This window comes from Streptomyces sp. NPDC002643 (genome assembly GCF_053592555.1).
In genome coordinates this window covers 95296-121379 of record NZ_JBSFVY010000009.1, presented here as the reverse complement: position 1 = coordinate 121379, position 26084 = coordinate 95296, and the positions used below count along the sequence as shown (strand labels likewise).

The following is a 26084-nucleotide window of genomic DNA, read 5'->3' as shown; positions in this document are numbered from 1 at the left end:
TCACCGACCTCCTAACACGCGACCGGCTCACCCGCGAGGGTCGTCGATGTCCTCCCAGCGCGGCCCGTACACATTGCGGCGGATGACGGGCTCGCGCAGGAAGTCGTGCGGGAAGCCGAGTGAGGGCGCGCTCACCTCGTCGAGACGGGCGAGGGCGTCGGCGTCGAGGCGTACGTCGACGCTCGCCAGGTTGTCGGCGAGCTGGGCCGCCTTGGTGGCGCCGATGATCGGCACGACATCGCCGGGGCGGGCCAGCAGCCAGGCTAGGGCCACCTGCGCCGGGCTCCAGCCGCCCTGCTCGGCGATCTCCAGCACCACGTCGAGCACGAACTGCTCGGTGAGGTCCTCCTTGCCCGCCTGCTCGGCGAGCCGGCCGCCCTCACCGCGCCGGTACTTGCCGGTGAGCTTCCCCGCCGCCAGCGGCGCCCACGCGAACACCGACATGTCGAACCCCCTGGCCTGCGGCAGCAGTTCACGCTCCGGGGTGCGCTCCAGCAGGTTGTAGCGCAGCTGCGAGCCCGCGAACGAGGTCCAACCCCGCAGTTCGGCAAGGGTGTTGGCCCGAGCGATCTCCCACGCGGGCCAGTCCGACACCCCGAGGTAGAGCACCTTCCCCGCGCGAACGAGATCGTCGAGGGCCCGCATCACCTCGTCGACCGGGGTGAAGTCGTCCCGCGCGTGCACCCACAGGACGTCGAGACGGTCGGTGCGCAGCCGCTCCAGGCTCGCCTCCACCGACTGGACCAGGTTCTTGCGGTGGTTGCCCGCCGAGTTGACGTCGGCGTCGTCGGTCACACAGGTGTACTTGCTGGCCAGGACGAAACGGTCGCGGCGGCCTTCGAGGAGCTTGCCGAGGATGGTCTCCGAGGTGCCCTCGGAGTAGATGTCGGCGGTGTCGACGAAGTTCCCACCGGCCTCCGCGTAGGCGTCGAGGAGCGGCCCGCTCGCGTCGAGATCCACGGCTCCCCAGCCGAACGTCATGGCACCGAAGGCCAGTTCACTCACCCGCAGGCCGGTCCTGCCGAACAGTGTGTAGCGCACGTCGTATCCCCTCCGAGCGGTTCGTCGGTACGACGCTAGGAGATGGAGCGCGCTTCAACGCAACTTCAGGGCAGGCGGGTCAGCCCTCCTCGCCCGCCACGTACACGCCGAACACCGCTCCCTGCGGGTCCCGCAGTACCGCGATCCGGGGGCCCTCCGGCACGGTCGTCGGCTCCATCAGTGCCGTGCCGCCCGCCGCGGTCGCGATCCGGGTCGTGCCGTCCACGTCCTCCACGGCGAAGTACGGCAGCCAGTGCGAGGGCACCTCGTGCGGGAACTTGTCGTCCATCGTGACCATGCCGCCGAAGTCGACGCCGTCCAGGCCCCACTGCGGATAGCGGGCCGAGCCGTCGACGCTCCAGCCGAACACCGTCGTGTAGAAGACCTCGGCCCGCTCCGGCGCACGCGTCAGCAACTCCACCCAGCCGAGTGCGCCGGGAGCGTTCAGCAGTCCGGCGCCGAGGAAGGCGCGTGCCTGCCACAGATGGAAGGACGCGCCGTTAGGGTCCTGTGCCACCGCGTAACGTCCGAGTTGGAAGACGTCCTGGGGCTCCATGAGGATCGCCCCGCCGGCCTCCCGTACCGCCTCCGTGGCGGCGTCCACGTCGCTCACCGCGAACGACACGCTCCACGCCACCGGCTGCGACTCCTCGTACAGGGGGGTCATCGCGGCGACCGCCGCGTCCCCGAGATGCGCGAACGTGTACCCGCCCGCCTCCTGCCGGGGATCGGTCTCCGGGCGCCAGCCGAACAGTTCCGTGTAGAACCGCTTGGCCGCCTCCAGATCGCTGGTGCCCAGCTCGGTCCAGCAGGGGCCGCCGGTCACCGGCCTGTCGAACTTCATGGCGTTCCCTCCGGAAGGGGCGACGAGCACGGCATCCCCTTCCAGCACGCTATGCCCGCGCCCCGCCCCCGGCCACCGCTGGACGGTGCCGCCGACCGCTCAGATACCGGGCCGGTAGCGCAGCGGATGATCCCTCGGGACCTCGACCAGCACGATCTCCGTGCCGTCCGGGTCGACGATCCACATCTCGACCAGCCCCCACGGCTCCTTGATCGGAGGCCGGCGGATCTCCACCCCGGCGGCCACCAACTCCTCGTGCGTCGCCGCCACATCCGCCACCTGGAGCCACAACTTCACCGCGGGCGACGGCGGCAGCTTCGAACGCCCCGCCACCTCCAGGAAACCGCCGCCGAGGAAGTACACGACACCGCGATGATCACCCGTACCGAACTCGCGATAGACGTCAAGCCCCAACTGCTCCCCGTAGAAGGCGTGGGAACGCTCGGGGTCGGTGGGCCGGAGAAGGGTGCGGCTGCTCAGTACATGGACCATGCGTCGGAGCTTAACGGCGCCGGGGGTTACGCTCGTCCCTGCCCGAGCCGTACCGAGAGCCGTCAGGAGCGCACCCTCATGGACACCGCCGCCACCGGTCCGACCTTCCGGGACGCCACCGACGCCGATGTGGACGTGATCGTCGCGCTCATCGAGTCGGCGTACCGCGGGGATGCGAGCCGGGTCGGGTGGACCACCGAGGCGGACATCCTCGAAGGGCAGCGGACCGACCCCGAGGGCGTTCTGCAGGTCATCAAGGCGCCGGACAGTCGGCTGCTCACCGTGGAGCGGAACGGCACGGTCGTCGCCTGCTGCCAGCTCGAACACCGTGGCGACCACGCCTACTTCGGGATGTTCGCGGTGAGCCCCGCGCTGCAGGGCGGCGGCCTCGGCAAAGTGATCATCGCGGAGGCGGAGCGCCAGGCCCGCGAGACCTGGGGCGCCAAGGAGATGCACATGACCGTGATCTCCGTACGCGACGACCTCATCGCCTGGTACGAGCGGCGCGGCTACCGCCGTACGGGACGGATGACCCCGTTCCCGTACGGCGACGAGCGCTTCGGCATACCCCAGCGCGACGACCTGCGGTTCGAGCTGCTGGTCAAGGAGCTGGCGTAGCCGCCGGCCAGGGAAGCGGCGTAGCCGGCCGGGGGCCGACGGTCACGCCGTGAAGCGGCCCGTGCGTTTGATGTCCGGGAAGTCGGTCGTCGCGCCGTCCAGTTGGAGCGCCCGCACCAGCCGTAGGTCGTCCTGGGTGTTGACGACCCAGCCGATGATCCTCAGGCCCGCCTTGCGGGCGAGTTCGACGACCTCCAGGGTGAGCCGTCTGATGTTCAGGACGAGGGTGGGGGCGCCCACCGCCACCGCGCGGTCCACGACGTCGGTGCCGTAGCGGCTGGCCACCAGCGCGGTGCGCACGCCCGGGACGAGCCGGGCGATCTCGGCGACCGCCTCGTCGTGGAACGACAGCACCTCGACCCGTCCCACCAGATCGCGGCGGTGCATGACCTCGGCGAGGGCGCGGGCCGCCGCCGTGTCCTTGATCTCGGCCTGGAGCGGTGCTCGTACCGCGTCCAGGACCTCCTCGAACGTGGGAATGCGTTCACCGCGCCCGGCGTCCAGGGCGCGCAGTTCGGCGAGGGTCTTGTCGGCGATCGGGCCCGTACCGTCCGTCGTCCGGTCCACATCCGTGTCGTGCATGACGACGAGCGCGCCGTCCTTGCTCAGATGCAGATCGAGTTCGATGACGTCGAGGCCCGCGCGATCGGCGGCGACGAAGGAACGGAGGGTGTTCTCGGGTTCGACACCCATGACTCCGCGGTGACCGATGGTGAGGAAGTTCAAGGTGGACTCGCTTCCGTCGACGGCGGCTCGGCCCGCGTGACCGGGAGGGGCGGCACGCGGCTGGGGCGCAGCGTAGTCCTCCGGCCGCGTGATGTAACCGTGTGTGCACGAGGCCGTTCGAGTCGTCTCACGTCGGAGAACAGGACCGTTTCGGCACCTGGGCCGATGGCTCGGGTCATCCCTGAGTGGGCGAGTCCGGACGAGGCGTTGACCTGAGCGGTCCAGGCGTCGACCCGAGCGGTCTTGCGGTGCGTGAGCAGACCTACATACGGTGTCCTTACGAAAGGTTCTCTCGTGGAGGATGGGTCATGACGGAAATTCTTGTGCGAGATGGCGCGAGGGGCGTCGTTCCTTCGATGGATCGGGTGGTGGAGCATCCGGCCTGGGCCGTGCTCAAGGGCGCCGCGGAGCGCATCCGTACCTGGCAGGCCAAGGACGGTTCCATCGACTTCGAGACCGAGGCCGCCCCCGACCCGGCGGACGCCGAACTGGCCGTGCACGACGTCATCGACGCCGTCCGCACGCTCTCCCCGCTGCTGCCGCACGACGCCGCCTACCACGAGGCCCTCGTCAGGGACCTGCGGCGCTGGGCCGACGACGGCTTCAAGGTGCCCGACTTCCTCGACTCACTGCTGGCCTTCCAGCCCGCCGCCGACCGCCGCGACGGCCTCCAGCATCTGGTCGTCTTCCCGATGTACACGCAGAACGGCAACCCCGACCGCAATCTGGAGGCGGTCGTGCTGCGCATGGTCTGGCCGGACTGGCTGGCCGAACTGGAGCGCACCCGCTACGACAACCCGCTGTTCTGCGGCATCACCTTCGAGGACTTCACCGCCGGCTACGACACCAACTCCGCCGTCCTCTTCCCCGAGACCATCGCCGTGCGCGAGGCCCCGGCCCGCTTCTCCTGGGGCGGCATCTTCTGCGACCGCGAGGCCGCCCGCTTCCGCCGCGTCACCGAGGCCGCCGTCGACATCCTCGGCGTCGACCTGCCGGAGGACGTGGCCGCGATGGTCCAGGACCAGAAGCGCTGCGAGGAGGCCTTCGTCCTGTGGGACATGGTCCACGACCGCACCCACAGCCACGGCGATCTGCCCTTCGACCCGTTCATGATCAAGCAGCGCCAGCCGTTCTGGATGTACGGCCTGGAGGAGCTGCGCTGCGACCTCACCGCCTTCAAGGAGGCGGTGAAACTGGAGGCCGACGGCGTCCCGCAGGCCCGTGACGTCCAGTACGCGATGCTCTTCGACCGCATGTTCCGCTTCCCCGTCACCGGTGAGCGCGTCCGCAACTACGACGGCCTCGGCGGCCAGCTCCTCTTCGCCTACCTCCACCGGCACGACGTGGTCCGCTGGACCGACAACACGCTCCACATCGACTGGCAGCGCGCCCCGCAGGTCACCAACCAGCTGTGCGCCGAGATCGAACGGCTCTACCGCGACGGCATCGACCGCCCCAAGCTCGTCCACTGGTTCGCCGGGTACGAGCTGGTCTCCACCTACCTCTCCCCGCACCCCGGCTCCCGCTGGGCCAAGGGCCCGGACGCCCTGGATCTGACGCAGCCGCCGCGCAAACTCGTCGACGACGTGCTTCCCGACGAGTTTCCGCTCAGCATGTTCTATGAGGCGCTCGCCAAGAAGCTGAAGGCCGTGATCGCCTCCACCAAGGGCATCACCGCGGAGAGCGCCGAGCGGGCCGCCGCGTGAGCGCCCCCGTCGTAGACACCGCAGGCGCTGCTCAGGAGGCGAGGACCATGGTGGGGAACGGCAACGGAGCACTGAGCGGCGCGGTCATCGCGGTGGCCGGCGCGGGCGGACCCGCCGGCCGGGCGGCCCTGCTGCGACTGGCCGAGGCGGGCGCCACCGTCGTGGGGTCCGACAATGATCCCGAGCGACTGTTCGAGGCCGTCGACGCGGCCCGCTACGCGCACGGCGGCGCCACCGTCGTCGGCGACACCGTCGATCTCCTGGACCTCCGGTCGACCCATGAGTGGGCCAAGCGTGTGGAGAACGACTTCGGCCGGGTCGACGGACTCGTCCATCTCGTCGGCGGCTGGCGCGGCAGCGAGACCTTCACCAGGACCAGCCTCGACGACTGGGACTTCCTGGAGATGCTGCTGATCCGCACCGTGCAGCACACCTCCCTCGCCTTCCACGAGGCGTTGCAGCGCAGCGACCGCGGCCGCTACGTCCTCATCAGCGCCGCCGGCGCCAGCAAGCCCACCGCGGGCAACGCCGCCTACGCCGCCGCCAAGGCCGCGGCCGAGGCCTGGACGCTTGCCATGGCCGACTTCTTCCGCAAGGCCGGGGGCGCGGGCGGCCCCAGCTCGGCGGCTGCGATCCTGGTGGTGAAGGCGTTGGTGCACGACGCGATGCGCGCCGAGCGCCCCAACGCGAAGTTCGCGGGCTTCACCGATGTCACGGAGCTGGCCGATGCCATCGCCGACGTCTGGGAGCGGCCCGCCGCCGAAGTGAACGGGAACCGCCTGTGGCTGACAGAGAAGCCGTGAACCCACCGAAGACCGACGCTCGTCGCCATCACGACCCCGAGATCCGAGGCTTCGCCAGCGACAACTACGCGGGGGCCCACCCGGAGGTGCTCGCCGCCCTGGCCCTGGCCAACGGCGGGCACCAGGTCGCGTACGGCGAGGACGACTACACCGAGAACCTCCAGGGGATCATCCGCAGCCACTTCGGCGCCACCGCCGAGGCGTTCCCGGTCTTCAACGGCACCGGCGCCAACGTCGTCGCCCTCCAGGCGCTCACCGACCGCTGGGGCGCGGTGATCTGCGCCGAGAGCGCCCACATCAACGTCGACGAGTGCGGGGCGCCGGAGCGGGTCGGCGGCCTGAAACTGCTCACCGTGCCCACCCCGGACGGCAAGCTCACCCCCGAGCTGATCGACCGACAGGCGTACGGCTGGGAGGACGAGCACCGCGCGATGCCGCAGGTCGTCTCGATCACCCAGAGCACCGAGCTGGGCACCCTCTACACCCCCGACGAGATCCGCGCGATCTGCGACCACGCCCACGCCCACGGCATGAAGGTCCACCTCGACGGCTCCCGGATAGCCAACGCGGCGGCCGCCCTGGACGTGCCGATGCGCACCTTCACCGACGCGGTCGGCGTCGACGTCCTCTCCCTGGGCGGCACCAAGAACGGCGCGCTGTTCGGCGAGGCGGTGGTCGTCATCAACCCTGACACCGTCCGCCGGATGAAGCACCTGCGGAAACTGTCCATGCAACTCGCCTCCAAGATGCGCTTCGTATCGGTGCAGTTGGAGGCCCTGCTCGCCAGGGACCTCTGGCTGCGCAACGCCCGCCACTCCAACGAGATGGCCCAGCGCCTCGCCGAGGGCGTCCGCGCGGTCCACGGCGTGGAGATCCTCCACCCCGTCCAGGCCAACGCCGTCTTCGCCCGCCTCCCGCACGACGTCAGCGAACGCCTCCAGAAGCGGTACCGCTTCTACTTCTGGGACGAGGTCGCCGGCGACGTCCGCTGGATGTGCGCCTTCGACACGACGGAGGAGGACGTGGACGGCTTCGTGGCGGCACTGAAGGAGGAGATGGCCCGCTAGCCCCGCCGACGTGCTGCATAGATATGCGGTCACCTGAAAAGTCATTGACGCTCGGGTGATCGCATTCCTATGCTCTACAACCATGGAGCTGATCCAGAACACCCCTGACCTGTCCGCCTATCTGGCCGCCGACGAGGTCATCGACCATGACCACCCCGTGGTACGGCAGACAGCGGCACGCCTCGCCGAGGACGTACCGGACTCGTATGCCTATGCGCGATCCGCCTTCGAGTTCGTACGCGACACCATCCCCCACTCACAGGACTCCGGCGACCCACGCGTCACCTGGCGCGCGTCCGACGTCCTGGAGCAGGGCACCGGCATCTGCTACGCCAAGGCCCACGCGCTGACCGCCCTGCTGCGCGCCGAGGACATCCCCACCGCGCTCTGCTACCAACGCCTGGCCCATGAAAATGGCGGCGGCCACGCGGTCCACGGCCTGATCGCCATCCGCTTCAACGGCGCCTGGCACCGCCAGGACCCCCGAGGCAACAAACCGGGAGTGGACGCCCAGTTCTCCTTGAGGGGCGAGAGGCTGGCATGGGTACCGGACGCGGCGGTCGGCGAGGTGGACTATCCGCTCCTGTATGCCGAGCCGCACGCGGCCGTACTGGGCGCGCTCAAAGCAGCCCCCGACCGCCTGCACCTCTGGAAAACACTCCCTACGGCGCTTTGAAGGCAACGGAATGGCAGTGCGCCCCGCTTTTAAGGGGCGCGGGGAACTGCGCGACCAGCCACGACGCAGCCGCAGACGCCAGACGCCCATTGGGGCACCCCGTAACCCGTTGGGGGGCGGCTCCCAGCTGAACGTCTAGCGAGCCTCCGCTTCGCGGACCTGTTCCGGGGTCGGGGCCGTACCCCCCAGATGCGCCGGCATCCACCAGGTGTCATCCGGCCCCTTCGGGCGTACCGGGTACGCCCGCTGCGCGGCCTCCAAAAGCTCCTGCACCCGCTCCCGCACCTGCCGGGTAATCGCCCCGGCGTACTTGTCCTTGGAGGCCTCGATCGCCTCACCGACACGAATCGTGATCGGAACATGGCTGCGCTTGAAGTTGCGCGGGTGCCCCTTGGTCCACAGCCGCTGCGTACCCCACACGGCCATCGGGATCAGCGGGACGCCTGCCTCCTGGGCCATCCGCGCGGCACCCGACTTGAAACTCTTCAGAGTGAAGGACTGGGAGATGGTGGCCTCGGGGAAGACGCCGACGATCTCACCGGAGCGCAGCGAGTCCAGCGCGTGCTGGTACGCGGCCTCGCCGTTCCTGCGGTCCACCGGGATGTGCCGCATGTTCCGCATCAGCGGCCCGGAGATCTTGTGCCGGAACACCGACTCCTTGGCCATGAAGCGCACCAGCCGCTTCTGCGGCAGCGCCGCGAGACCGTCGAAGATGAAGTCCAGATAGCTGATGTGATTGCTCACCAGGACGGCGCCACCCGAGCGCGGGATGTTCTCCGAGCCCTTGCAGTCGATCTTCAGGTCCCAGGCCTTGAACAGGATGTGGGCGAGACCGACGGCCGGACGGTAGGCAAGCTCTGCCATGGACGGAGTGGACCCTTCATCTCTGCCTGGGAAGGGGTCTCCCGGCGGAAGTTACGCAGCCGTAGGTTTACGGCATCTCGCAGATCGTGCCCCAAGAACGTACGAGTAGCCAGTCCTGGTGCCTGTGAACGGCGAGATTCTCGTCACGTCAGCCATACGCCGGACCCCGCGACTTCATCTCGCCTTCACTGCGCGCGTACCGTCAACCGCCGGACGAGTAGGTACATCTCGCACCCCAGGCAGTACCCGAACACCGCGTTGAGGAAGGCCGCCGCGAGCGCCGCCCCCGTCGCCGCGAGCCCCAGCCACTGCGGCCCGAGCGCGAAGCCGAGCAGCCCCACCAGCGCGAACACCAGCCCGACACCCTGCGCGAAGCGCGGCGGCTCCGGCGCCTCGAACTCCGTGGGCGCCCCGATCCGCGGCCGTACCGCCGTACGGAAAACCCAGCCGTACGGTGACCGCGCCACCCCGCCCGCCGCGCCCAGCGCGAACGCGAACGTCTGCCAGGCCAACAGCCAGATACTGCCGGTGATCAGGACGACCGCCAGAACGACGGTCGTCACGGCGGCGCCGAAACGCGGCCCACGTGCGTCGATGTCCATGAACCAAGCATTCCGCAGGGCGACGGTTTTCGGACAGCGGCGATTCCTTGCAGTCTTGTGAACGCTTGAGCGCCTCCGGCGCGGGCGGGAATCTTTGCGGTCCTGTGAGCGCTGACCCAGCCCGTGACCGGACTTGTGGTGTGCGTACTGGTGCTCGCGGCGGCGAGTGCCTTCGGAGTGCTGCAGCGGCGGCGGAACGGGAGAGTCAGGGTGCGCGGGCGGGACGGCGAGAAGCGGGTCGGCGCGGCCGAGTTGGGGGAGGGGCTCGGCGAACGGGCCACGCTCGTACAGTTCTCCAGCGCCTTCTGCGCGCCCTGCCGGGCCACCCGCAGGGTGCTCACGGAAGTCGCCGGCATGGTCCCCGGTGTCGCCCATGTGGAGATCGACGCCGAGCGGAACCTCGCTCTCGTCCGCCGGTTGGACATCCTCAAGACCCCGACCGTGCTGGTCCTCGACGCCGACGGCCGGATCGTACGGCGGGCCACCGGGCAGCCGCGCAAGGCGGATGTGATCGCCGCGCTCGGCGAGGCCGTCCCACCGGTCCGGGCGTTCGAGGAGTGAGAGGGCTGAAATGAGGGGGAGTGATCTGTGTCGCATCTTCCGGATGACGGTCCGTACTTGACTGTGAGCGCCGCCGATCGTCAGCCTGGCGGTATGACCGGAGAACTCCTTCTTGTCGAGCGTGTTCATGTGGACCTCGTCCGCACGGCGAGTTCGCGCTGTCCAGGGGCTTGAGCGGCTACGGACTCAGCTCGTCGACCCCAGCAGAAGGACAACTGCATGACGGCCACCACCGGTCTCGACGCCCCCCGGCTTCCCACCCCCCGACCCGCCTCGCCCGACCTCCTGCGCTCCGTCTTCCGCCGGCACGCCGCCGGCGTCGCCGTGATCACGGCGCAGGACGCCGCCGGGCCCGTCGGCTTCACCGCCACCTCGCTCACCTCGGTCTCCGCCGAACCCCCGATGCTGTCGTTCGGCATCGGCACCGGGGCCTCCAGCTGGCCGGTGATCTCCGAGGCGGAGCACGTGGGTGTGCACATACTCGGCGAGCACCAGCAGGAGCTGGCCGCCACCTTCGCCCGCAGTGGCGCCGACAGGTTCGCGGCGCCCACCGGATGGCGTAGCGGCCCCGAGGGAGTTCCCGTCCTGGATGGCGTGCTGGCCTGGCTGGTCTGCCGGGTGGTGGCCCGGGTGCCCGCCGGCGACCATCGCATCGTCCTCGCCGAAGTGGTCATCGGCGACCCCTCGGGTGCCGGACGGCCTCTGCTCTACCACCAGGGGCGCTTCAACGGTCTGCGAGACTGACCTGCGCGAACGATCACGGCTCAGGGTTTCGCTCCCATGTCCCGCATGATTACGCAGGGTTGCCTAACTCACAGTTCAAAGCGCTTGCTTAGCGGGAATGGAATGCGGGAGTGTAGACGTCGTACTGGCGAGTAATATTTCGACCGGAGCGCAGGTCGCCCGGGTCGGGATCGGCCGCTTCAGGCGCCTATGCTGCCTGGAAGAAGGCAGCCGAGAAATGACGATGCAGTAGGAGAGCCGGCGTGAGCTTGAGGATCGTTGTCACTGTGAAGTACGTGCCCGACGCCACTGGCGACCGGCACTTCGCCGATGACCTGACCGTCGACCGTGACGACGTGGACGGTCTGCTCTCCGAGCTGGACGAGTACGCGGTCGAGCAGGCGCTGCAGATCTCCGAGAACTCCGACGACGACGTGGAGATCACCGTTCTCACGGTGGGCCCCGAGGACGCTAAGGACGCGCTGCGCAAGGCGCTGTCCATGGGCGCCGACAAGGCCATCCACGTCGAGGACGACGATCTGCACGGCACCGACGTCATCGGCACCTCGCTGGTGCTGGCCAAGGCGATCGAGAAGGCCGGCTACGACCTGGTGATCTCCGGTATGGCCTCCACCGACGGCACCGGCGGTGTGGTCCCGGCGCTGCTCGCCGAGCGCCTGGGTGTCCCGCAGGTCACCCTGCTCTCCGAGGTCTCCGTGGAGGACGGCACGGTCAAGGGCCGCCGTGACGGCGACGCCGCCTCCGAGCAGCTGGAGGCCTCCCTCCCGGCGGTCGTGTCGGTCACCGACCAGTCCGGCGAGGCCCGTTACCCCTCCTTCAAGGGCATCATGGCGGCCAAGAAGAAGCCGGTTCAGTCCTGGGACCTGTCCGACCTCGACATCGAGGCGGACGAAGTCGGTCTGGAGGGTGCCTGGACGGCCGTCGAGTCCGTCACCGAGCGCCCGGCGCGCACCGCGGGCACGATCGTCAAGGACGAGGGCGAGGGCGGTAAGCAGCTCGCCGAGTTCCTCGCGGGCCAGAAGTTCGTCTAGGCCCCGCGGCCTCCAAGGCCCCGTGGCCCGGCCGGGGTTCGACCCCGGTAAGGCCCGACTCCCTCACCGCCCCTGAAGACTTCGCGATTTCGCAGGAGAGCAATCCCATGGCTGAAGTTCTCGTCTACGTCGACCACGTGGACGGTGCCGTCCGCAAGCCCACCCTGGAGCTGCTGACCCTGGCCCGCCGTATCGGCGAGCCCGTCGCCGTCGCGCTGGGCAACGGCGCCGCCGACACCGCCGCCGCCCTCGCCGAGCACGGCGCGACCCGCGTCCTCACCCACGACGCCGCCGAGTACGCCGACTACCTGGTCGTCCCCAAGGTCGACGCCCTCCAGGCCGCCGTCGCCGCCGTCTCCCCGGCCGCCGTGCTGGTGCCGTCCTCCGCCGAGGGCAAGGAGATCGCCGCCCGTCTCGCGGTGCGCATCGGCTCCGGCATCATCACCGACGCCGTCGACCTCGAAGCCGGCGACGAGGGCCCGGTGGCCACCCAGTCGGTGTTCGCCGCGTCCTTCACCACCAAGTCCCGTGTCTCCAAGGGCACCCCGGTCATCACGGTCAAGCCCAACTCCGCCGCCGTGGAGGCCGCCCCCGCCGCAGGCAGCGTCGAGGCCCTGGACGTGACGTTCTCCGACAAGGCCACCGGTACCAAGGTCACCGGCCGCACCCCGCGCGAGTCGACCGGCCGCCCGGAGCTGACCGAGGCCGCGATCGTCGTCTCCGGCGGCCGTGGCGTCAACGGCGCCGAGAACTTCGCGATCATCGAGGCCCTCGCCGACTCCCTCGGCGCGGCCGTCGGCGCCTCGCGCGCCGCCGTGGACGCCGGCTGGTACCCGCACACCAACCAGGTCGGCCAGACCGGCAAGAGCGTGTCCCCGCAGCTGTACATCGCCTCCGGCATCTCCGGCGCGATCCAGCACCGCGCGGGCATGCAGACCTCGAAGACGATCGTCGCGATCAACAAGGACGCCGAGGCCCCGATCTTCGAACTGGTCGACTTCGGCGTCGTCGGCGACCTCTTCGACGTCGTCCCCCAGCTCACCGAGGAGATCAAGACCCGCAAGGGCTGATCACCGGGCGGTCGCCACGAGGCCCCCGCGACCGTGCGCACGGTCGCGGGGGCCTAGGGCGCTTCTGACGAATCTTGAAGCTGCTTCCCGGCTGGAATGGCTGCGCCCGGCGAGGCGATCGCCGCCTCACGAGGCGCCTCGCGCCAGGCCGATCGGTCGCCGAGCCGCCGACCAAGAGCCATCGGAAGCGCCCTAGGGGCCTGTCGTTTGATCGTGCCGGCTTCGGGCTGCGGTGCCTTGGTGGGGCGGGGTGATGGGGGTCCCTCCCGCGGTGGGGGCACCTCCCGCTCGAACGAAGCTGAGAGTGGGGGAGAAGTAGGGCGTGGGGGAGTTGGCAACCGACGACAACGCCGCTGGGGGTACCCCCACGCCCTTGAGGCAGTGGGGGAGTGCGTGCCACGCCCCGCGGCCCAGGCGTGATCCAAACGACAGGCCCTAGACTCATCCGAGGCTCAGCGAGACCTGCACCGGCAGATGGTCGCTCGGGTAGATCCCGTCCTGGGAGAAGGTGTTCATCGCCGCCCAGTGCGTCCTCACCCCGGGCGTGGTGAGGACCCAGTCGATACGCCGCCCGGCCGGTCTCAGCGCCTTGTACCCGTGGTACGTCCCGTACGCCGGACTCCGTGAGCCCGCCGCGTCCCAGGCGTCCACCAACCCGAGGTCCAGCATCAGGTCGTACACCTTGTTGTCATGGGCCGCCGCGTTGAAGTCGCCGGTGAGGATCACCGGTGCCGACGGGTCGAACTTGGCGAGTGTGTCGCCGATGAGCCCCGCCGAGCGCTCACGGGCGTACTGGCTGACGCTGTCCAGGTGGGTGTTGAGGACATAGAACTCCCGGCCCCCGTCGGCGAGATCGGCGAAGCGCACCCAGGTCACCATGCGCAGCCAGTCCGCGCCCCAGGTGTTGGAGGCGATCGTGTACGGGGTGTCGGACAGCCAGAAGTGATCGAACTCGATCGGGTCGAGTCTGCGGGTGTCATAGAAGATCGCCATGAACTCGTCCTTGCTGCCGCCCCCTCGTCCGGTGCCGATCCAGTCGTAGTCCCCGCCGAGATCCTTCTCGATCATGCGGAGTTGCTGGTAGAGCCCTTCCTGGGTGCCGATGACATGGGGTCGTTCGCGGCGCAGCAGCTCGCGCATCACCGGTCGGCGGACCGCCCAGCGGGGCGTGCTGTCGACGACGGTCGCGAAGCGCACATTGAACGTCATCACGCTCAGGGCGCCCTCGTGTTCGCCGGCGGAAGCGGGCTGTGAGGAACCGGCCGTGGTGAGCAGCGGTACCGAGATGGCCGCGGCCGCCGCGGACCTGAGTCCCTGGCGGCGCGTGACGCCGACCTCGTTCGGCACGTGATCTCCCTCCCCTTGGAGTCAGGATGAAGCTTGCTCCATCGAATACGGAGAAGACCGGGATTCCGCTGTGACCAGGGGGTCGAGATGGGGAATCCCACGTCGAGACGGTGTTGACCGGTGTGAAGATCGCCCGTTAGCTTCGTTATACGGATTGCTGATTCCGTAAAGCGGAAAAATGGAGGTCGCGGTATGGGACAGGGCGGTCAGGAGCATGTGGCGACGAGTCTCGCGGGCGCCGTCAGCGAGGAGATCAGCGCCTCCCTCGCCCCCGTCGACGCGGAGCTGGAGCGCCGCTACCCCGGTGACCCCGGCACCCGCCAGCCGGTCCACACCGTCTACGTCCCCGGTGACGCCTTCGCCGCCGACACCGTCCGCACCTGGGGCGACCGCGCCCTCGCCGCCCTCGACGAACACGCCCCCGACGCCGCCTCCTTCGCCGCCGTCCTCGGCCTCACCGACGACCTCGCCGAACCGGTGTACGACCGCGTCCGCGCCAAGCTGGAGCGCGAACCGATGGAAGACCTCCGCATCGACTTCGAGGACGGCTACGGACCGCGCCCCGACACCGAGGAGGACGAGACCGCCGCCCGCGCCGCCCGACTCGTCGCCGAGGCCCACGCCAAGGGCACGGCCGCCCCGTACATGGGCATCCGCATGAAGTGCATGGAGGCGCCGGTGCGCGACCGGGGCATCCGCACCCTCGACATCTTCCTCACCGGTCTGCTGGAGGCCGGCGGCCTGCCCGACGGGCTGGTGCTGACCCTGCCCAAGGTGACCTATCCCGAGCAGGTCACCGCGATGGTCCGCCTGCTGGAAGCCTTCGAGAAGGCCCGAGGTCTGACTCCGGGCCGGATCGGCTTCGAGATCCAGATCGAGACCAGCCAGGCCATCCTCGCCGCCGACGGCACCGCCACCGTCGCCCGCATGATCGACGCCGCCGAGGGCCGCGCCACCGGCCTGCACTACGGCACCTTCGACTACAGCGCCTGCCTCGGCGTCTCCGCCGCGTACCAGGCCAGCGACCACCCCGCCGCCGACCACGCCAAGGCGATCATGCAGGTCGCGGCGGCGGGCACGGGGGTCCGCGTCTCGGACGGCTCCACCAACGTGCTGCCCGTCGGCCCCACCGAGCGCGTCCACGACGCCTGGCGCCTCCACTACGGCCTCACCCGCCGCGCCCTCGCCCGCGCCTACTACCAGGGCTGGGACATGCACCCCGGCCACCTCCCCACCCGCTACGCCGCCGTCTTCGCCTTCTACCGCGAGGGCTACGAGCAGGCCGCCGCCCGCCTCTCCCGGTACGCGGGCCGCGTCGGCGGCGACGTCATGGACGAGCCCGCCACGGCCAAGGCCCTCAGCGGCTACCTCCTGCGCGGCCTCGACTGCGGCGCCCTCGACGTCGACGAGGTCTCCGCAGCGACCGGCCTGACCCGCACCGACCTGGAGGGCTTCGCGACACCCAGGAGGGCCGACCTGACGATCTCCGGGCAGTAGGCAGGGGCAGGCCGGGGCGAGTAAGTAGCGGTCCTGTGACAGCTGTTGCGGACGTGGCCGGGGTGGCCCTCCCCGCACCGTAGGCTGAACGCCCACTCATCGGTTTGTCACAGGAACGGGGCGTAGGTGTCTTCGGGGGCGAACGAACAGGCGGACGGCGTCGGACGGCTTCTCGCCGGGCGGTACCGGGTCGTCGAGCAACTCGGACGCGGCGGCATGGGCGTCGTCTGGCGGGCCGTGGACGAGGTGCTGCACCGCGAGGTCGCCCTCAAGGAACTGCGCACCTACACGGACGCGGGCGCACCCGAACTGGCCGACCTGGGCCTCAGGATGCAGCGCGAGGCCCGCGCCGCCGCCCGCGTACGGCACCCCGGAGTCGTCGCCGTGCACGACGTGGCCGAGGTCGACGGCCGCCCCCTGATCGTCATGGAGCTGGTCGACGGGCCCTCCCTGGACGACGTCCTGCGCGACCGGGGCCTGCTCGACCCGCGCGAGGCCGCCGCCATCGGCGCCAAGGTCATGGACGCCCTCGCCGCCGCCCACCGCGTCGGCGTACTCCACCGCGACGTCAAGCCCGGCAACATCCTCCTCGACAGTTCCGGCCGGGTCGTCCTCACCGACTTCGGCATCGCCACCATGGAGAACCCCGGCGACGGCTCCGCCACCCACCTCACCCGCAGCGGCGAACTCGTCGGCTCCCTCGACTATCTGGCCCCCGAACGCGCCCAGGGCAACGACCCCGGCCCCGCCTCCGACGTGTGGGCCCTCGGCGCCACCCTGTACGCGGCCGTCGAGGGTTCGTCACCGTTCCGCCGTACGTCCACCTGGTCGACGCTGACCGCGATCGTGACCGACCCGCTGCCCGAACCCCGGCGCGCGGACGCCCTCGGCCCCGTGCTGAAGGAGCTGATGGACAAGCGCCCTCAGGCCCGCCCGGACGCCGACCGGGCACGGCGGCTGCTGGAGGCGGTGGCCGCCGGGGGAGCGCCGGAGACGGCTTCGGCGAGTCCGGCCGGGCCACCGTCGGAGCGGCCGAGGCAGGAGACCGAGCACAGCGTTCCGTCGGTGCCACCGGGCTTCGGCCCGGCCGCGGCGGCCCCGAGCGCCGGGTACGGCCCGGCGGAGACGGCCGGGAACGCCGGGTTCGGTCCCCCGCCCGCCGCGAGCGGTGGGGCCGATCCTGTGGCCGGGAGTCCCGCCACAGGCGCCCCGCAGCCGCCGGTGCCCGCCTCGGCGGCCGCCACCACCGTGACGCCGCCCGCGCCGAGCCGGCGCAAGGCCCGGGCCCTGCTCGCCGCCGTGGCCGTCACCGTCGTACTCGCCGCCACCGGCGTCACGGTCGCCCTCCTGAACAGCGGCGGCGACACCGGGACCGGCGCCAGGACCCCCACCGGGGAGAGCACCGGCCCCTCCACGAGCCCCAGCCGGGGCACGCTCGACCTCGCCGACGACACCGAGAAGGACAAGAACAAGGACGACGAGAAGTCCGCGAGCCCCAGCGAACAGCCCAAGAAGGACGACGAGAAGGAGACCGGGACCTCGCCCTCCCCGACGGAGGCCGCAAACGGGGGCACCACGGACGACGACTCGGGCGACTCCGGGGATTCGGGCGATTCCTCGGACAGCGCGGACGGCGGTGCGGCGGCCGGCGGAACATCCGGCACGGGCGGGAGCACCGAGGAGCCGTCCTGCCACTCGATCGGCGGCGGCAGGTACAACTGCACGGTGTGGACCACCGCCAAGTCCTACACCGCCGACGGCACCGAGGTCGGTGTCCTCTACCAGGGCACCAACTACTTCTACTGCCAGCAGAACCTGGGCCGCCGCGAGACCTCCGGCGAGTGGACCAACGTCTGGTGGGCCAAGACCGACGACGACAGCGGCAACACCAATGTCTTCGTCAGCGACGTCTACATCAAGGGCGGCGACAACGACGCCCCGGTGCCGGGCCTGCCGACCTGCTGAAGCCGGGGGGCATGGGCGAGCCCGCGGGGGCTGTCTTCCCCGCCGCCTACGACCGCGGGTGCGGCCGTGTGTACTGCTCCAGGCCCGACACCGTCGTCCACCGCTGCTCGGCGAACAGCTCCCGCCCCCGGACACACAGCGCCCGATTCCCGCGCGCCCGGGCGCAGAACTCGTCCGGGGTCGTGCCGAACAGCTCCCGCAGTTCGGCCGAGGCGGCGAGCAACTCGGTGATGAGGGGCCGCTGTCGACCGGGGTGGGTACGGGGGCCGGGGCCGCCGTTGTGGAGGACGCCCCAGCGGTTGACGTAGAGCCAGGCGGTGTCGAGGACCTCGCCCGACTCCAGCTCGACGCGGAAGTCGCCGGCGGGGAGGGCGGCGCGATGGAAGTTGCCGGTGGGTGAGTCGGCGCCCTCGCTGGTGTCGACGACGGCGAGCTGGGCCTCGTCGAGCCAGGTGATGAACAACTCGCTGGTGGTGCCGGGGGAGTGGAAGGGCGAGGCGGACATATAGCCGAGCAGGCTGACATGGGCCGAGACGCCGACGGCGATGCCGGTGACCCTCGCCTTGACCATGGGGATACGGCACTCCACACCGTGCTCGGCCATCTTGTGCACCAGCTGCGCGGGGCAGGCGTTGGAGCCGACGGAGAGGACGGGGACGCGGTCGTCGTACGTGAGCGTGTCCAGCGGCAGCAGTCGGTTGCCGTCGAGGAGGGCCGAGCGCGGTGGCCGCCCGCCCGGATAGCTGAGCGGGTCCTCGCGGGGTGCCACGGCGAGGCCGAGCGCTTCGAGGGTATGGGGGTCGGAGTGGGTCAACGGTCAGTCCGCGGGCGGGAGTTCGCCGGAGCCCCGGGCGATCAGACGGGTCGGCAGTTCGATGCGCTCCGGCGCGACGAGGGAGCCGTCCAGCTGCTGGAAGAGCCGTTCGGCGGCCGTCCGCCCCAGCCGTGCCGCGTCCTGGGCGACCACGGTCACGCCCGGCCGCAGCAGATCGGCCAGCTCGAAGTCGTCGAAGCCGACCAGGGCGACCCGGCGCGTGTGCTCGGCGAGGACCCGGACGACGGTGACCGTCACCCGGTTGTTGCCCGTGAACACGGCGGTCACGGGCGCCGGACCGGACAGCATCTCCTCGGCGGCCCCGCGCACCCGCTCGGGGTCGGTGACACCCAGGGACATCCAGTTCTCCTCGATCGTTATCCCCGCGTCCTCCATGGCCGCCCGATAGCCGCGCAGTCGCTCGGCGGCGGTGTGGATACGGGGCATGTCGCCGATGAAGCCGATCCGGCGGTGGCCGTGGGCGATGAGATGGGCGACGCCGTCGCGGGCCCCGCCGAAGCTGTCCGACAGTACGACGTCGGCGTCGATCCGCCCGGCGGGGCGGTCCACGAACACCGTGGCCACGCCCGCTCTGATCTCGGGCTCCAGATAGCGGTGGTCGTCACCGGCGGGGATGATCACCAGCCCGTCGACCCGACGGGCGCAGAGCGCGAGCGCCAACTCCTGCTCGCGGTCGGGGTCCTCGGCGCTGGACCCGTTGATCAGCAGCGAGCCGTGCGCGCGGGACACCTCCTCCACCGCCCGGCTGAGCGGGCCGTAGAAGGGGTCGGCGAGATCTTCGAGGACCAGGCCGATGCTGGCGGTGCTGCCCTTGCGGAGCACGCGCGCGCTGTCGTTGCGGCGGAAGCCCAGCGCCTCGATGGCCTCCTGGACGCGGCGCTCGGTGTCGGGCGTGACACCCGGCTCGCCGTTCACCACCCGGGAGACCGTCTTCAGGCCCACTCCGGCCCGGGCGGCGACGTCCTTCATGGTGGGACGGTTGCCGTAACGGCTCTCGGGGCGGCGGGCGATGCTGCGGGCGGTCTCCGGCACGATGCGCTGTCCTGTCCTGTTGTCCACTTGTCCACGGGGTTCCCGCCCGTCGGGCACGAGCGGTCCCGCCCGCTGTTCACGGGATTTCTCACCTGTCGTCCACGGGTGTTTCCCGTGGTGCCGCGTCGAATCCATGGGGCTGTTGGGGATGTGGCGTCGAGCATAGAACCTGGACAACGTTGTCACGGCCGGGGGAGACTGTCTATTGCATTCTCCGGCCGGCGCCCCCCACCAGGCGAGCGTCGTGCTGCCGGTTTTTCCGGCCGGAGATCCGGGTGCCGGGGGTTTCCGGTGCCCGTCCGGAGACTCGCAGCGGGAGAACGACACTGATGCAGACCGACCTCGTGGCCGCGCTCGACATCGGCGGCACCAAGATCGCCGGGGCGCTGGTGGACGGCCACGGCCGGATCGTGGTGCGGGCGCAGCGCCCGACACCGGCGCGGGAGGACGGCGACACCGTGATGGGCGCCGTCGCGGACGTCCTGGGCGAGCTGACCGCCGCCCCGCAGTGGAACGGGGCCACCGCCGTCGGCATCGGCAGCGCGGGCCCCGTGGACGCCTCCGCCGGCACGGTGAGCCCGGTGAACGTCCCCGGCTGGCGTGGCTTCCCCCTGGTCGAGCGGGTCCGTGAGGCGACCGGTGGGCTGCCCGTCGAACTGATCGGCGACGGGGTGGCCATCACGGCCGCCGAGCACTGGCAGGGCGCCGCCCGGGGCCACGACAACGCGCTGTGCATGGTCGTCTCGACCGGCGTCGGCGGTGGGCTCGTCCTCGGCGGCAAGCTGCACGCCGGTCCCACCGGAAACGCCGGGCACATCGGGCACATCAGCGTCGACCTCGACGGCGACCCCTGCCCGTGCGGTGCGCGCGGCTGCGTCGAGCGCATCGCCAGCGGGCCCAACATCGCCCGCCGCGCCCTGGAGAACGGCTGGCGGCCCGGCCCCGACGGCGACACCTCCGCCGCCGCGGTCGCCGCCGCCGCGCAGTCCGGCGACCCCATCGCCGTCGCCTCCTTCGAACGCGCCGCCCAGGCCCTCGCCGCCGGCATCGCGGCCACCGCCACACTCGTCGAGATCGACATCGCGGTCATCGGGGGCGGAGTGGCAGGCGCCGGCGACACCCTCTTCGCCCCCCTCCGCACCGCCCTCAAGGACTACGCGACCTTGTCCTTCGTCCAGCACCTGACGATCGCGCCAGCCGTGATGGGCACGGACGCGGGTCTGGTCGGAGCAGCGGCCGCGGCCCTCGCCGGCCGCTCGGGCACCGCGCCGGTGGCGGGGGTGGGATAGGGGCGGGTGCCGGGGCGGAGCTGGTCCGACCGGTACGCCGACGGACGCTGTCGTCACGGGGCCGACCCGGGCAGACGGGACCGCTTCGGGGCGTGCTGGCCACCGGGCTACCCCGGCCACGCAGAGCCGGTTGGGCGGCTTGGCCGGGGCCGGGCTCCGTTCGTCCCCCCGCCGGGCATGAGGGGCCACCCCGGGCCAGGCCGTTGACGCGGGACGGTGGGGCGTCACACGGGGGGGTCACGCCGAGCCGGTCGGACGGCTTGGCTGAGGCCGAACGGTCATGGCTCCGCCTTCCCTCGCCGGGCTGCTCCGGCGTGACGGGGCCGGGTAGCCAGGCCGCGCCGGGTTCCCTCCCGGCCTGCCGGGGGCGGCTTGGCAGGGGTCGTACCGGCCGCGTCGGGCTCGGCCTTCCCTTGCCCGGCTGCTCCAGTGGTGACGGACCGGGCCACCACGGCTGTGCCGGGCCACCCCCGGCGACCCCGGCCGTGCCGGGCCACCCCACGGCCCTGCCTGGCCGGTCGCGCGGCTTCGCTGGGGTCGAACCGGCCTGTCGACCGCTGTCTGCCCTCGCCGGGCAGCTTCGGGGGGGGGCGGGCCACCCCGGCCGTGTCGGCCACGCCCGGGTCGGTTGGGTTTGCTTGGCCGGGGTGGTACTGGCTTTGTGGGCCGCTGTTTGCCCCTCACCGGGCTGTTTCGGCGGCGATCGGGTCGGGTCAGCCCGGCCGTGGCGGCCACGCCCGGGCCGGTCGGGCGGCTTGGCCGAGGCCGTACCGGCCTCGTCGGCCTCTGTCTGCCCCTCGCTGGGCGGCTCTGGTGGTGACGGGTCGGGGTACCCCGGCCGCACGGGTCGCATGGCCCACCCCTGGCCACGCCGGGCTGCCTTCCGGCCATGCCGAGCCGGTCGGGCCGTTTCGCTGGAGCCGTACCCGGCCACGTCCGCCGCCGCCTGCGCCCGCCGGACCGCTCCGGTGGTGGTGCGCCGAGCCGGGGCACCCCGGGCCCACCCGGGGCCGGGGCTGGAATGCGGCCGTGACCCCCCGTGCCGTTTTGGCGTTGAGCGGGGCATGAAGAAGCGCAGCATGCTCGCCATCGCCTCCCTCGCCACCGGGTTCGTCGTCGCGGCCATCACGCCGTCGCACGGTGCCGAGGCCGCGGACACACTCGGCAAGACCGACGGGCTCAGCAAACTCGATGTCGAGGGCACCCTCGGTACCGTCGGCAAGACGGTCGCCAGTGACAGCCTCTCGCTCGGCGACGACGCCCTCGGTGGGAACGGGCAGAAGGGTAAGGGCGGCACGGAGGGCTGACGGGCCCTGTAAGACGGCTGATTTCTCACCCGTCTCCTCCGTCACAGCGGCGGGTTCCCCACTCGGTGGGGGACCCGCCGTGTCTCTTTCGACTCCTCGGCGGCGGCTGGTTTCCGCAGCAGAGTGGAGGGCAAGCCTCAGGGGGCCAACAGAAGAGGGGGAACCGTGATCGTCTGGATCAACGGTGCGTTCGGTGCGGGAAAGACGACAACCGCACGGGAACTGATCGAACTGATCCCGAACAGCACGCTCTTCGACCCCGAGGTCATAGGCGGCGCACTGACACACATGCTGCCGGCCAAACGCCTCGCCGAGGTCGGCGACTTCCAGGACCTGCCGAGCTGGCGACGGCTCGTGATCGACACCGCCGCCGCCCTGCTCGCCGAGCTGGGCGGAATCCTCGTGGTCCCCATGACCCTGCTCCGCCAGGAGTACCGCGACGAGATCTTCGGCGGCCTGGCCGCCCGCCGCATCACCGTCAAACATCTGCTCCTCGCTCCGGCCGAAACGATACTGCGGGAGCGAATAGCCGACCGGGAGATTCCGCCGGACCTCCCCGACGGCGAGATGCGGCTGCGTCAATGGGCGTACGACCACATCGCCCCCTACCGCGCCGCCCTGAGCGGCTGGCTCACCGCCGACGCCCACCTCGTCGACACCAGCGCCCTCACCCCGTACGAGACCGCACGGCGGATCGCCGACGCCGTACGCGACGGGGACGTACCCGCGTGCGACATCGTGCAGACCCCCGAGCCGACGGCCGAGACCGTGGCGGCGGGGGTGTTGTTGTTCGACGAACAGGACCGGGTGCTGCTCGTCGATCCGACGTACAAGGCCGGGTGGGAGTTCCCCGGCGGCGTCGTGGAGGCCGGTGAGGCGCCCGCCCGCGCGGGGATGCGGGAGGTCGTCGAGGAGACCGGGATACGGCTGGAGGCCGTACCCCGGCTGCTGGTCGTCGACTGGGAGCCGCCCGCGCCCCCCGGCTACGGGGGACTGCGGTTCCTCTTCGACGGGGGGCGCCTCGACACGGCGGGGGCGCAGCGGCCCGTACTGCCCGGCCCCGAGTTGCGCGGCTGGCGCTTCGTCACCGAGGAGGAGGCCGCCGATCTGCTGCCGCCGGTCCGGTTCGAGCGGCTGCGGTGGGCGTTGCGGGCCCGGGAGAGGGGCGCCGCGCTGTACCTGGAGGCCGGGGTGCCGGTGTGACGGCGAGACAGACCCTAGCGGGACGCCGCGTAATTGCGCAGGAACAGCGCCTCCGTGACCGCCATCCGCTCCAGCTCCTCCGGTGACACGCTCTCGTTGACCGCGTGGATCTGGGCCTCCGGCTCGCTGAGGCCGATGAGGAGGATCTCGGCGGCCGGGTAGAGGGCGGCGAGGGCGTTGCACAGGGGGATCGAGCCGCCGTGGCCCGCGGACTGCATCTGACGGCCGGGGTAGGCCACGGCCATGGCGGCGGCCATCGCCTCGTACGCCGGGCTGCTCGTGTCGGCGCGGAACGGCTGGCCGTGGCCGATCGGCTCGCAGCTCACCCGGGCACCCCACGGGGTGTGGGCCACCAGGTGGGCTTCGAGCAGCTTGACGCCCTCCGTGACGTCCGTGCCCGGCGGGACCCGCAGTCCGACCAGGGCGCGGGCGCTCGCCTGGATCGAGGGGGTCGCGCCGACCACGGGCGGGGCGTCGATGCCGAGGACGGTCGCGGCGGGGCGGGCCCAGAGGCGGTCGGCGATCGTGTCGGCGCCGACCAGTTCCACGCCGTCGAGCACCTTGGCGTCCCGGCGGAACTGCTCGTCGTCGTAGGCCAGTCCGTCCCAGGTCCCGTCGTTCGCCAGACCGTCGACCGTCGTCGAACCGTCCTCGGCGCGCAGCGAGTCCAGTACGCGGATCAGCGCGGCCAGCGCGTCGGGGGCGGCGCCGCCGAACTGGCCCGAGTGCAGATTGCCTTCGAGCGCGTCGACGCGGACCCGCATCAGGATCATGCCGCGCAGGGAGGAGGTGACCGTCGGCAGCCCGGCACGGAAGTTGCCCGCGTCGCCTATGACGATCGTGTCGGCGGCCAGCAGTTCGGGGTGGCGCTCGGCGTACTGCTGGAGGCCGCCGGTGCCCATCTCCTCCGAGCCCTCGGCGATCACCTTGATGTGGACCGGCACCCCGCCGTTCGCCTTCAGCGCGCGCAACGCCAGCAGATGCATGATCACGCCGCCCTTGCAGTCGGCCGCGCCGCGCCCGTACCAGCGGCCGTCGCGCTCGGTCAGCTCGAACGGCGGCGACAGCCACGCCGTCTCGTCCAGCGGCGGCTGCACGTCGTAGTGGGCGTAGAGCAGGACCGTCTTCGCACCCTCGGGGCCCGGCAGGTACCCGTACACGGACTGGGTTCCGTCCGGGGTGTCGAGCAGGGCCACGTCCTGGAAACCCTCGGCGCGCAGCGCGTCGGCGACCCAGTTCGCGGCGCCCTCGCTCTCGCTCCTCGGGAACTGGTCGAAGTCCGCCACCGACTTGAAGGCCACCAACTCGGTCAGCTCCCGCCTCGCCCTGGGCATCAGCGAGGCGACGGTCTCGGCGACCGGGTTCGACGACATGGGCACGCTCCTCGTGGGTGCGACGTTGTCCTGCTGGGTAGGGGCGCGTACGCACGGACCCGGTGTGTCGGTGTAGGGCGCACGCGCTGCCGATCCTCCCACAGCGGTCCTCGTGGACGGCCGCCGTAGGATGCGTGGGACAGGTGCGGCAGGCGGCTGGATCGGGAGCAGTAGACCATCGTGAGCAGCGAGAACTCTTCGGCGGACGACGTGCAGCGGGTGTGGGACGTCGTCGTGGTGGGCGCGGGGCCCGCCGGGGCTTCGGCCGCGTACGCGGCGGCGGTCGCGGGACGGAGCGTCCTGATGCTGGAGAAGGCCGAGCTGCCCCGGTACAAGACCTGCGGCGGCGGCATCATCGGCCCCTCGCGCGACGCGCTGCCGCCCGGCTTCGAACTGCCCTTCAAGGACCGCATCCACGCCGTCACCTTCTCCCTCGACGGCCGCTACGCCCGGACGCGCAAGTCCAAGCAGATGCTGTTCGGGCTGATCAACCGGCCCGAGTTCGACCAGCAACTCGTCGAGCACGCGCAGAAGGCGGGCGCCGAACTGCGTACGGGCGTCACGGTCACGCGGGTCGAACAGCACGGTTCCGCCGTCCCCGACCGGCGCACGGTCGCCGTCGTGCTGCAGAGCGGCGAGACGCTGCTCGCGCGGGCCGTCGTCGGCGCGGACGGCAGCGCCAGCCGTATAGGGGCCCATGTCGGGGTGAAGCTCGAACAGGTCGACCTCGGTCTGGAGGCCGAGATCCCCGTCCCCGAGACCGTCGCCGAGGACTGGAAGGGCCGCGTCCTCATCGACTGGGGCCCCATGCCCGGCAGTTACGGCTGGGTCTTCCCCAAGGGCGGCACTCTGACCGTGGGGGTCATCTCCGCACGTGGTGAAGGCGCCGCCACCAAGCGGTACTTGGAGGACTTCATCGGACGGCTCGGCCTCGCCGGGTTCGAACCGAGCATCTCCTCCGGGCACTTGACCCGTTGCCGCGCCGACGACTCCCCGCTCTCGCGTGGGCGGGTGCTGGTGTGCGGGGACGCGGCGGGGCTGCTGGAACCGTGGACCCGTGAGGGCATCTCCTTCGCGCTGCGCTCGGGGCGGCTCGCGGGGGAGTGGGCGGTGCGGATCGCCGAGGCCCATGACGCCGTCGACACCCGTCGGCAGGCCCTGAACTACGCGTTCGCCGTCAAGGCAGGGCTCGGTGTCGAGATGGCCGTCGGCAAACGGCTGCTGAAGGCCTTCGAGCGCCGCCCCGGTCTCTTCCACGCGGCCCTCACCGGCTTCCGGCCCGCCTGGCGTGCCTTCGTGGACATCACCCGGGGTTCGACGTCCCTGGGCGAGATCGTCCGCTCGCATCCCATGGCTCAGCGGGTGCTGACGGCGTTCGACAAGTAGGGCGC

Annotated in this window: 25 protein-coding genes; 15 read left to right on the top strand and 10 right to left on the bottom strand. The window is 71.1% G+C overall.

The genetic code is table 11. The features are described 5' to 3' along the window. Window positions 1-27: 27 nt before the first annotated feature. From ACWD4G_RS15965 to ACWD4G_RS15955, 3 genes are all read right to left on the bottom strand, one after another. On the bottom strand, window positions 28-1041 hold the full coding sequence (locus ACWD4G_RS15965) for an aldo/keto reductase (protein ID WP_451293628.1): 1014 nt from the start codon (window positions 1039-1041) through the stop codon (window positions 28-30). Between the two features lie 79 nt (window positions 1042-1120). Continuing rightward, entirely contained in the window at window positions 1121-1885 is a 765-nt protein-coding gene (locus tag ACWD4G_RS15960) for a VOC family protein (protein ID WP_451293626.1), read from the bottom strand. Window positions 1886-1984: 99 nt separating this feature from the next. After that, window positions 1985-2377, bottom strand: a complete 393-nt coding sequence (locus ACWD4G_RS15955; RefSeq protein ID WP_451293624.1) for a VOC family protein — start codon at window positions 2375-2377, stop codon at window positions 1985-1987. A 78-nt stretch (window positions 2378-2455) separates the two neighbouring features. Between ACWD4G_RS15955 and ACWD4G_RS15950 the strand changes: the two genes are divergently transcribed. Continuing rightward, window positions 2456-2995: a GNAT family N-acetyltransferase gene (locus tag ACWD4G_RS15950; RefSeq protein ID WP_451293622.1), complete on the top strand. Its 540-nt coding sequence runs from the start codon at window positions 2456-2458 to the stop codon at window positions 2993-2995. A 42-nt stretch (window positions 2996-3037) separates the two neighbouring features. Here ACWD4G_RS15950 and ACWD4G_RS15945 read toward each other — a convergent pair whose 3' ends face one another. After that, window positions 3038-3721, bottom strand: coding sequence for a glycerophosphodiester phosphodiesterase (locus ACWD4G_RS15945; protein ID WP_451293620.1), 684 nt, complete (start codon window positions 3719-3721; stop codon window positions 3038-3040). A 308-nt stretch (window positions 3722-4029) separates the two neighbouring features. Between ACWD4G_RS15945 and ACWD4G_RS15940 the strand changes: the two genes are divergently transcribed. From ACWD4G_RS15940 to ACWD4G_RS15925, 4 genes are all read left to right on the top strand, one after another. Continuing rightward, a complete protein-coding gene (locus ACWD4G_RS15940; RefSeq protein ID WP_451293618.1) occupies window positions 4030-5427 on the top strand; it encodes a DUF6421 family protein in 1398 nt (465 codons plus the stop codon). A gap of 47 nt (window positions 5428-5474) precedes the next feature. Then, window positions 5475-6230, top strand: a complete 756-nt coding sequence (locus ACWD4G_RS15935) for an SDR family NAD(P)-dependent oxidoreductase (RefSeq protein ID WP_451293616.1) — start codon at window positions 5475-5477, stop codon at window positions 6228-6230. Beyond that, window positions 6227-7297 (top strand): threonine aldolase family protein, encoded by a 1071-nt coding sequence (locus ACWD4G_RS15930; protein ID WP_451293614.1) that lies wholly within the window; start codon window positions 6227-6229, stop codon window positions 7295-7297. The genes ACWD4G_RS15935 and ACWD4G_RS15930 overlap by 4 nt, the downstream gene beginning before the upstream one ends. Before the next feature lie 82 nt (window positions 7298-7379). Beyond that, window positions 7380-7973 carry a transglutaminase-like domain-containing protein gene (locus ACWD4G_RS15925; RefSeq protein WP_451293612.1) on the top strand — a complete coding sequence of 198 codons (594 nt, stop codon included), beginning with the start codon at window positions 7380-7382 and terminating at the stop codon, window positions 7971-7973. A gap of 135 nt (window positions 7974-8108) precedes the next feature. On the opposite strand, the gene ACWD4G_RS15920 is transcribed toward ACWD4G_RS15925, so the two are convergent. Beyond that, on the bottom strand, window positions 8109-8837 hold the full coding sequence (locus ACWD4G_RS15920) for a lysophospholipid acyltransferase family protein (protein WP_451293610.1): 729 nt from the start codon (window positions 8835-8837) through the stop codon (window positions 8109-8111). Window positions 8838-9022: 185 nt separating this feature from the next. After that, window positions 9023-9439: a DUF4395 domain-containing protein gene (locus tag ACWD4G_RS15915; protein WP_451293608.1), complete on the bottom strand. Its 417-nt coding sequence runs from the start codon at window positions 9437-9439 to the stop codon at window positions 9023-9025. Window positions 9440-9562: 123 nt separating this feature from the next. On the opposite strand from ACWD4G_RS15915, the gene ACWD4G_RS15910 reads away from it, so the two are divergent. The 4 genes from ACWD4G_RS15910 (at window position 9563) to ACWD4G_RS15895 (ending at window position 12845) form a co-directional block, all read left to right on the top strand. Beyond that, entirely contained in the window at window positions 9563-10000 is a 438-nt protein-coding gene (locus ACWD4G_RS15910) for a TlpA family protein disulfide reductase (RefSeq protein ID WP_451293606.1), read from the top strand. 219 nt (window positions 10001-10219) lie between these two features. Beyond that, on the top strand, window positions 10220-10744 hold the full coding sequence (locus tag ACWD4G_RS15905) for a flavin reductase family protein (RefSeq protein WP_451293604.1): 525 nt from the start codon (window positions 10220-10222) through the stop codon (window positions 10742-10744). 242 nt (window positions 10745-10986) lie between these two features. After that, window positions 10987-11775 (top strand): electron transfer flavoprotein subunit beta/FixA family protein, encoded by a 789-nt coding sequence (locus tag ACWD4G_RS15900; RefSeq protein WP_451293602.1) that lies wholly within the window; start codon window positions 10987-10989, stop codon window positions 11773-11775. A gap of 107 nt (window positions 11776-11882) precedes the next feature. Beyond that, complete coding sequence (locus ACWD4G_RS15895; protein WP_451293600.1) at window positions 11883-12845, top strand: electron transfer flavoprotein subunit alpha/FixB family protein; 963 nt, start codon at window positions 11883-11885, stop codon at window positions 12843-12845. A gap of 441 nt (window positions 12846-13286) precedes the next feature. Here the strand turns inward: ACWD4G_RS15895 and ACWD4G_RS15890 are convergent, their stop codons facing one another. After that, entirely contained in the window at window positions 13287-14192 is a 906-nt protein-coding gene (locus ACWD4G_RS15890; RefSeq protein WP_451293598.1) for an endonuclease/exonuclease/phosphatase family protein, read from the bottom strand. Between the two features lie 192 nt (window positions 14193-14384). On the opposite strand from ACWD4G_RS15890, the gene ACWD4G_RS15885 reads away from it, so the two are divergent. Continuing rightward, window positions 14385-15689, top strand: coding sequence for a DUF6986 family protein (locus ACWD4G_RS15885; RefSeq protein ID WP_451293596.1), 1305 nt, complete (start codon window positions 14385-14387; stop codon window positions 15687-15689). A gap of 126 nt (window positions 15690-15815) precedes the next feature. Then, window positions 15816-17654: a protein kinase domain-containing protein gene (locus tag ACWD4G_RS15880; RefSeq protein ID WP_451293594.1), complete on the top strand. Its 1839-nt coding sequence runs from the start codon at window positions 15816-15818 to the stop codon at window positions 17652-17654. Window positions 17655-17700: 46 nt separating this feature from the next. Here the strand turns inward: ACWD4G_RS15880 and ACWD4G_RS15875 are convergent, their stop codons facing one another. Then, window positions 17701-18468 carry a hypothetical protein gene (locus tag ACWD4G_RS15875; RefSeq protein WP_451293592.1) on the bottom strand — a complete coding sequence of 256 codons (768 nt, stop codon included), beginning with the start codon at window positions 18466-18468 and terminating at the stop codon, window positions 17701-17703. Window positions 18469-18471: 3 nt separating this feature from the next. After that, complete coding sequence (locus ACWD4G_RS15870) at window positions 18472-19521, bottom strand: LacI family DNA-binding transcriptional regulator (RefSeq protein WP_451293906.1); 1050 nt, start codon at window positions 19519-19521, stop codon at window positions 18472-18474. A gap of 329 nt (window positions 19522-19850) precedes the next feature. Here ACWD4G_RS15870 and ACWD4G_RS15865 point away from each other — a divergent pair, with 329 nt between their 5' ends. From ACWD4G_RS15865 to ACWD4G_RS15855, 3 genes are all read left to right on the top strand, one after another. Continuing rightward, window positions 19851-20810 (top strand): ROK family protein, encoded by a 960-nt coding sequence (locus tag ACWD4G_RS15865; RefSeq protein WP_451293590.1) that lies wholly within the window; start codon window positions 19851-19853, stop codon window positions 20808-20810. A gap of 1064 nt (window positions 20811-21874) precedes the next feature. Then, a complete protein-coding gene (locus ACWD4G_RS15860; RefSeq protein ID WP_451293588.1) occupies window positions 21875-22117 on the top strand; it encodes a hypothetical protein in 243 nt (80 codons plus the stop codon). A gap of 165 nt (window positions 22118-22282) precedes the next feature. Next, a complete protein-coding gene (locus ACWD4G_RS15855) occupies window positions 22283-23320 on the top strand; it encodes an NUDIX domain-containing protein (protein ID WP_451293587.1) in 1038 nt (345 codons plus the stop codon). Window positions 23321-23334: 14 nt separating this feature from the next. On the opposite strand, the gene ACWD4G_RS15850 is transcribed toward ACWD4G_RS15855, so the two are convergent. Next, window positions 23335-24693: a M20/M25/M40 family metallo-hydrolase gene (locus ACWD4G_RS15850; protein WP_451293585.1), complete on the bottom strand. Its 1359-nt coding sequence runs from the start codon at window positions 24691-24693 to the stop codon at window positions 23335-23337. A gap of 180 nt (window positions 24694-24873) precedes the next feature. On the opposite strand from ACWD4G_RS15850, the gene ACWD4G_RS15845 reads away from it, so the two are divergent. After that, window positions 24874-26079: a geranylgeranyl reductase family protein gene (locus tag ACWD4G_RS15845; RefSeq protein WP_451293584.1), complete on the top strand. Its 1206-nt coding sequence runs from the start codon at window positions 24874-24876 to the stop codon at window positions 26077-26079. Window positions 26080-26084: the final 5 nt, after the last annotated feature.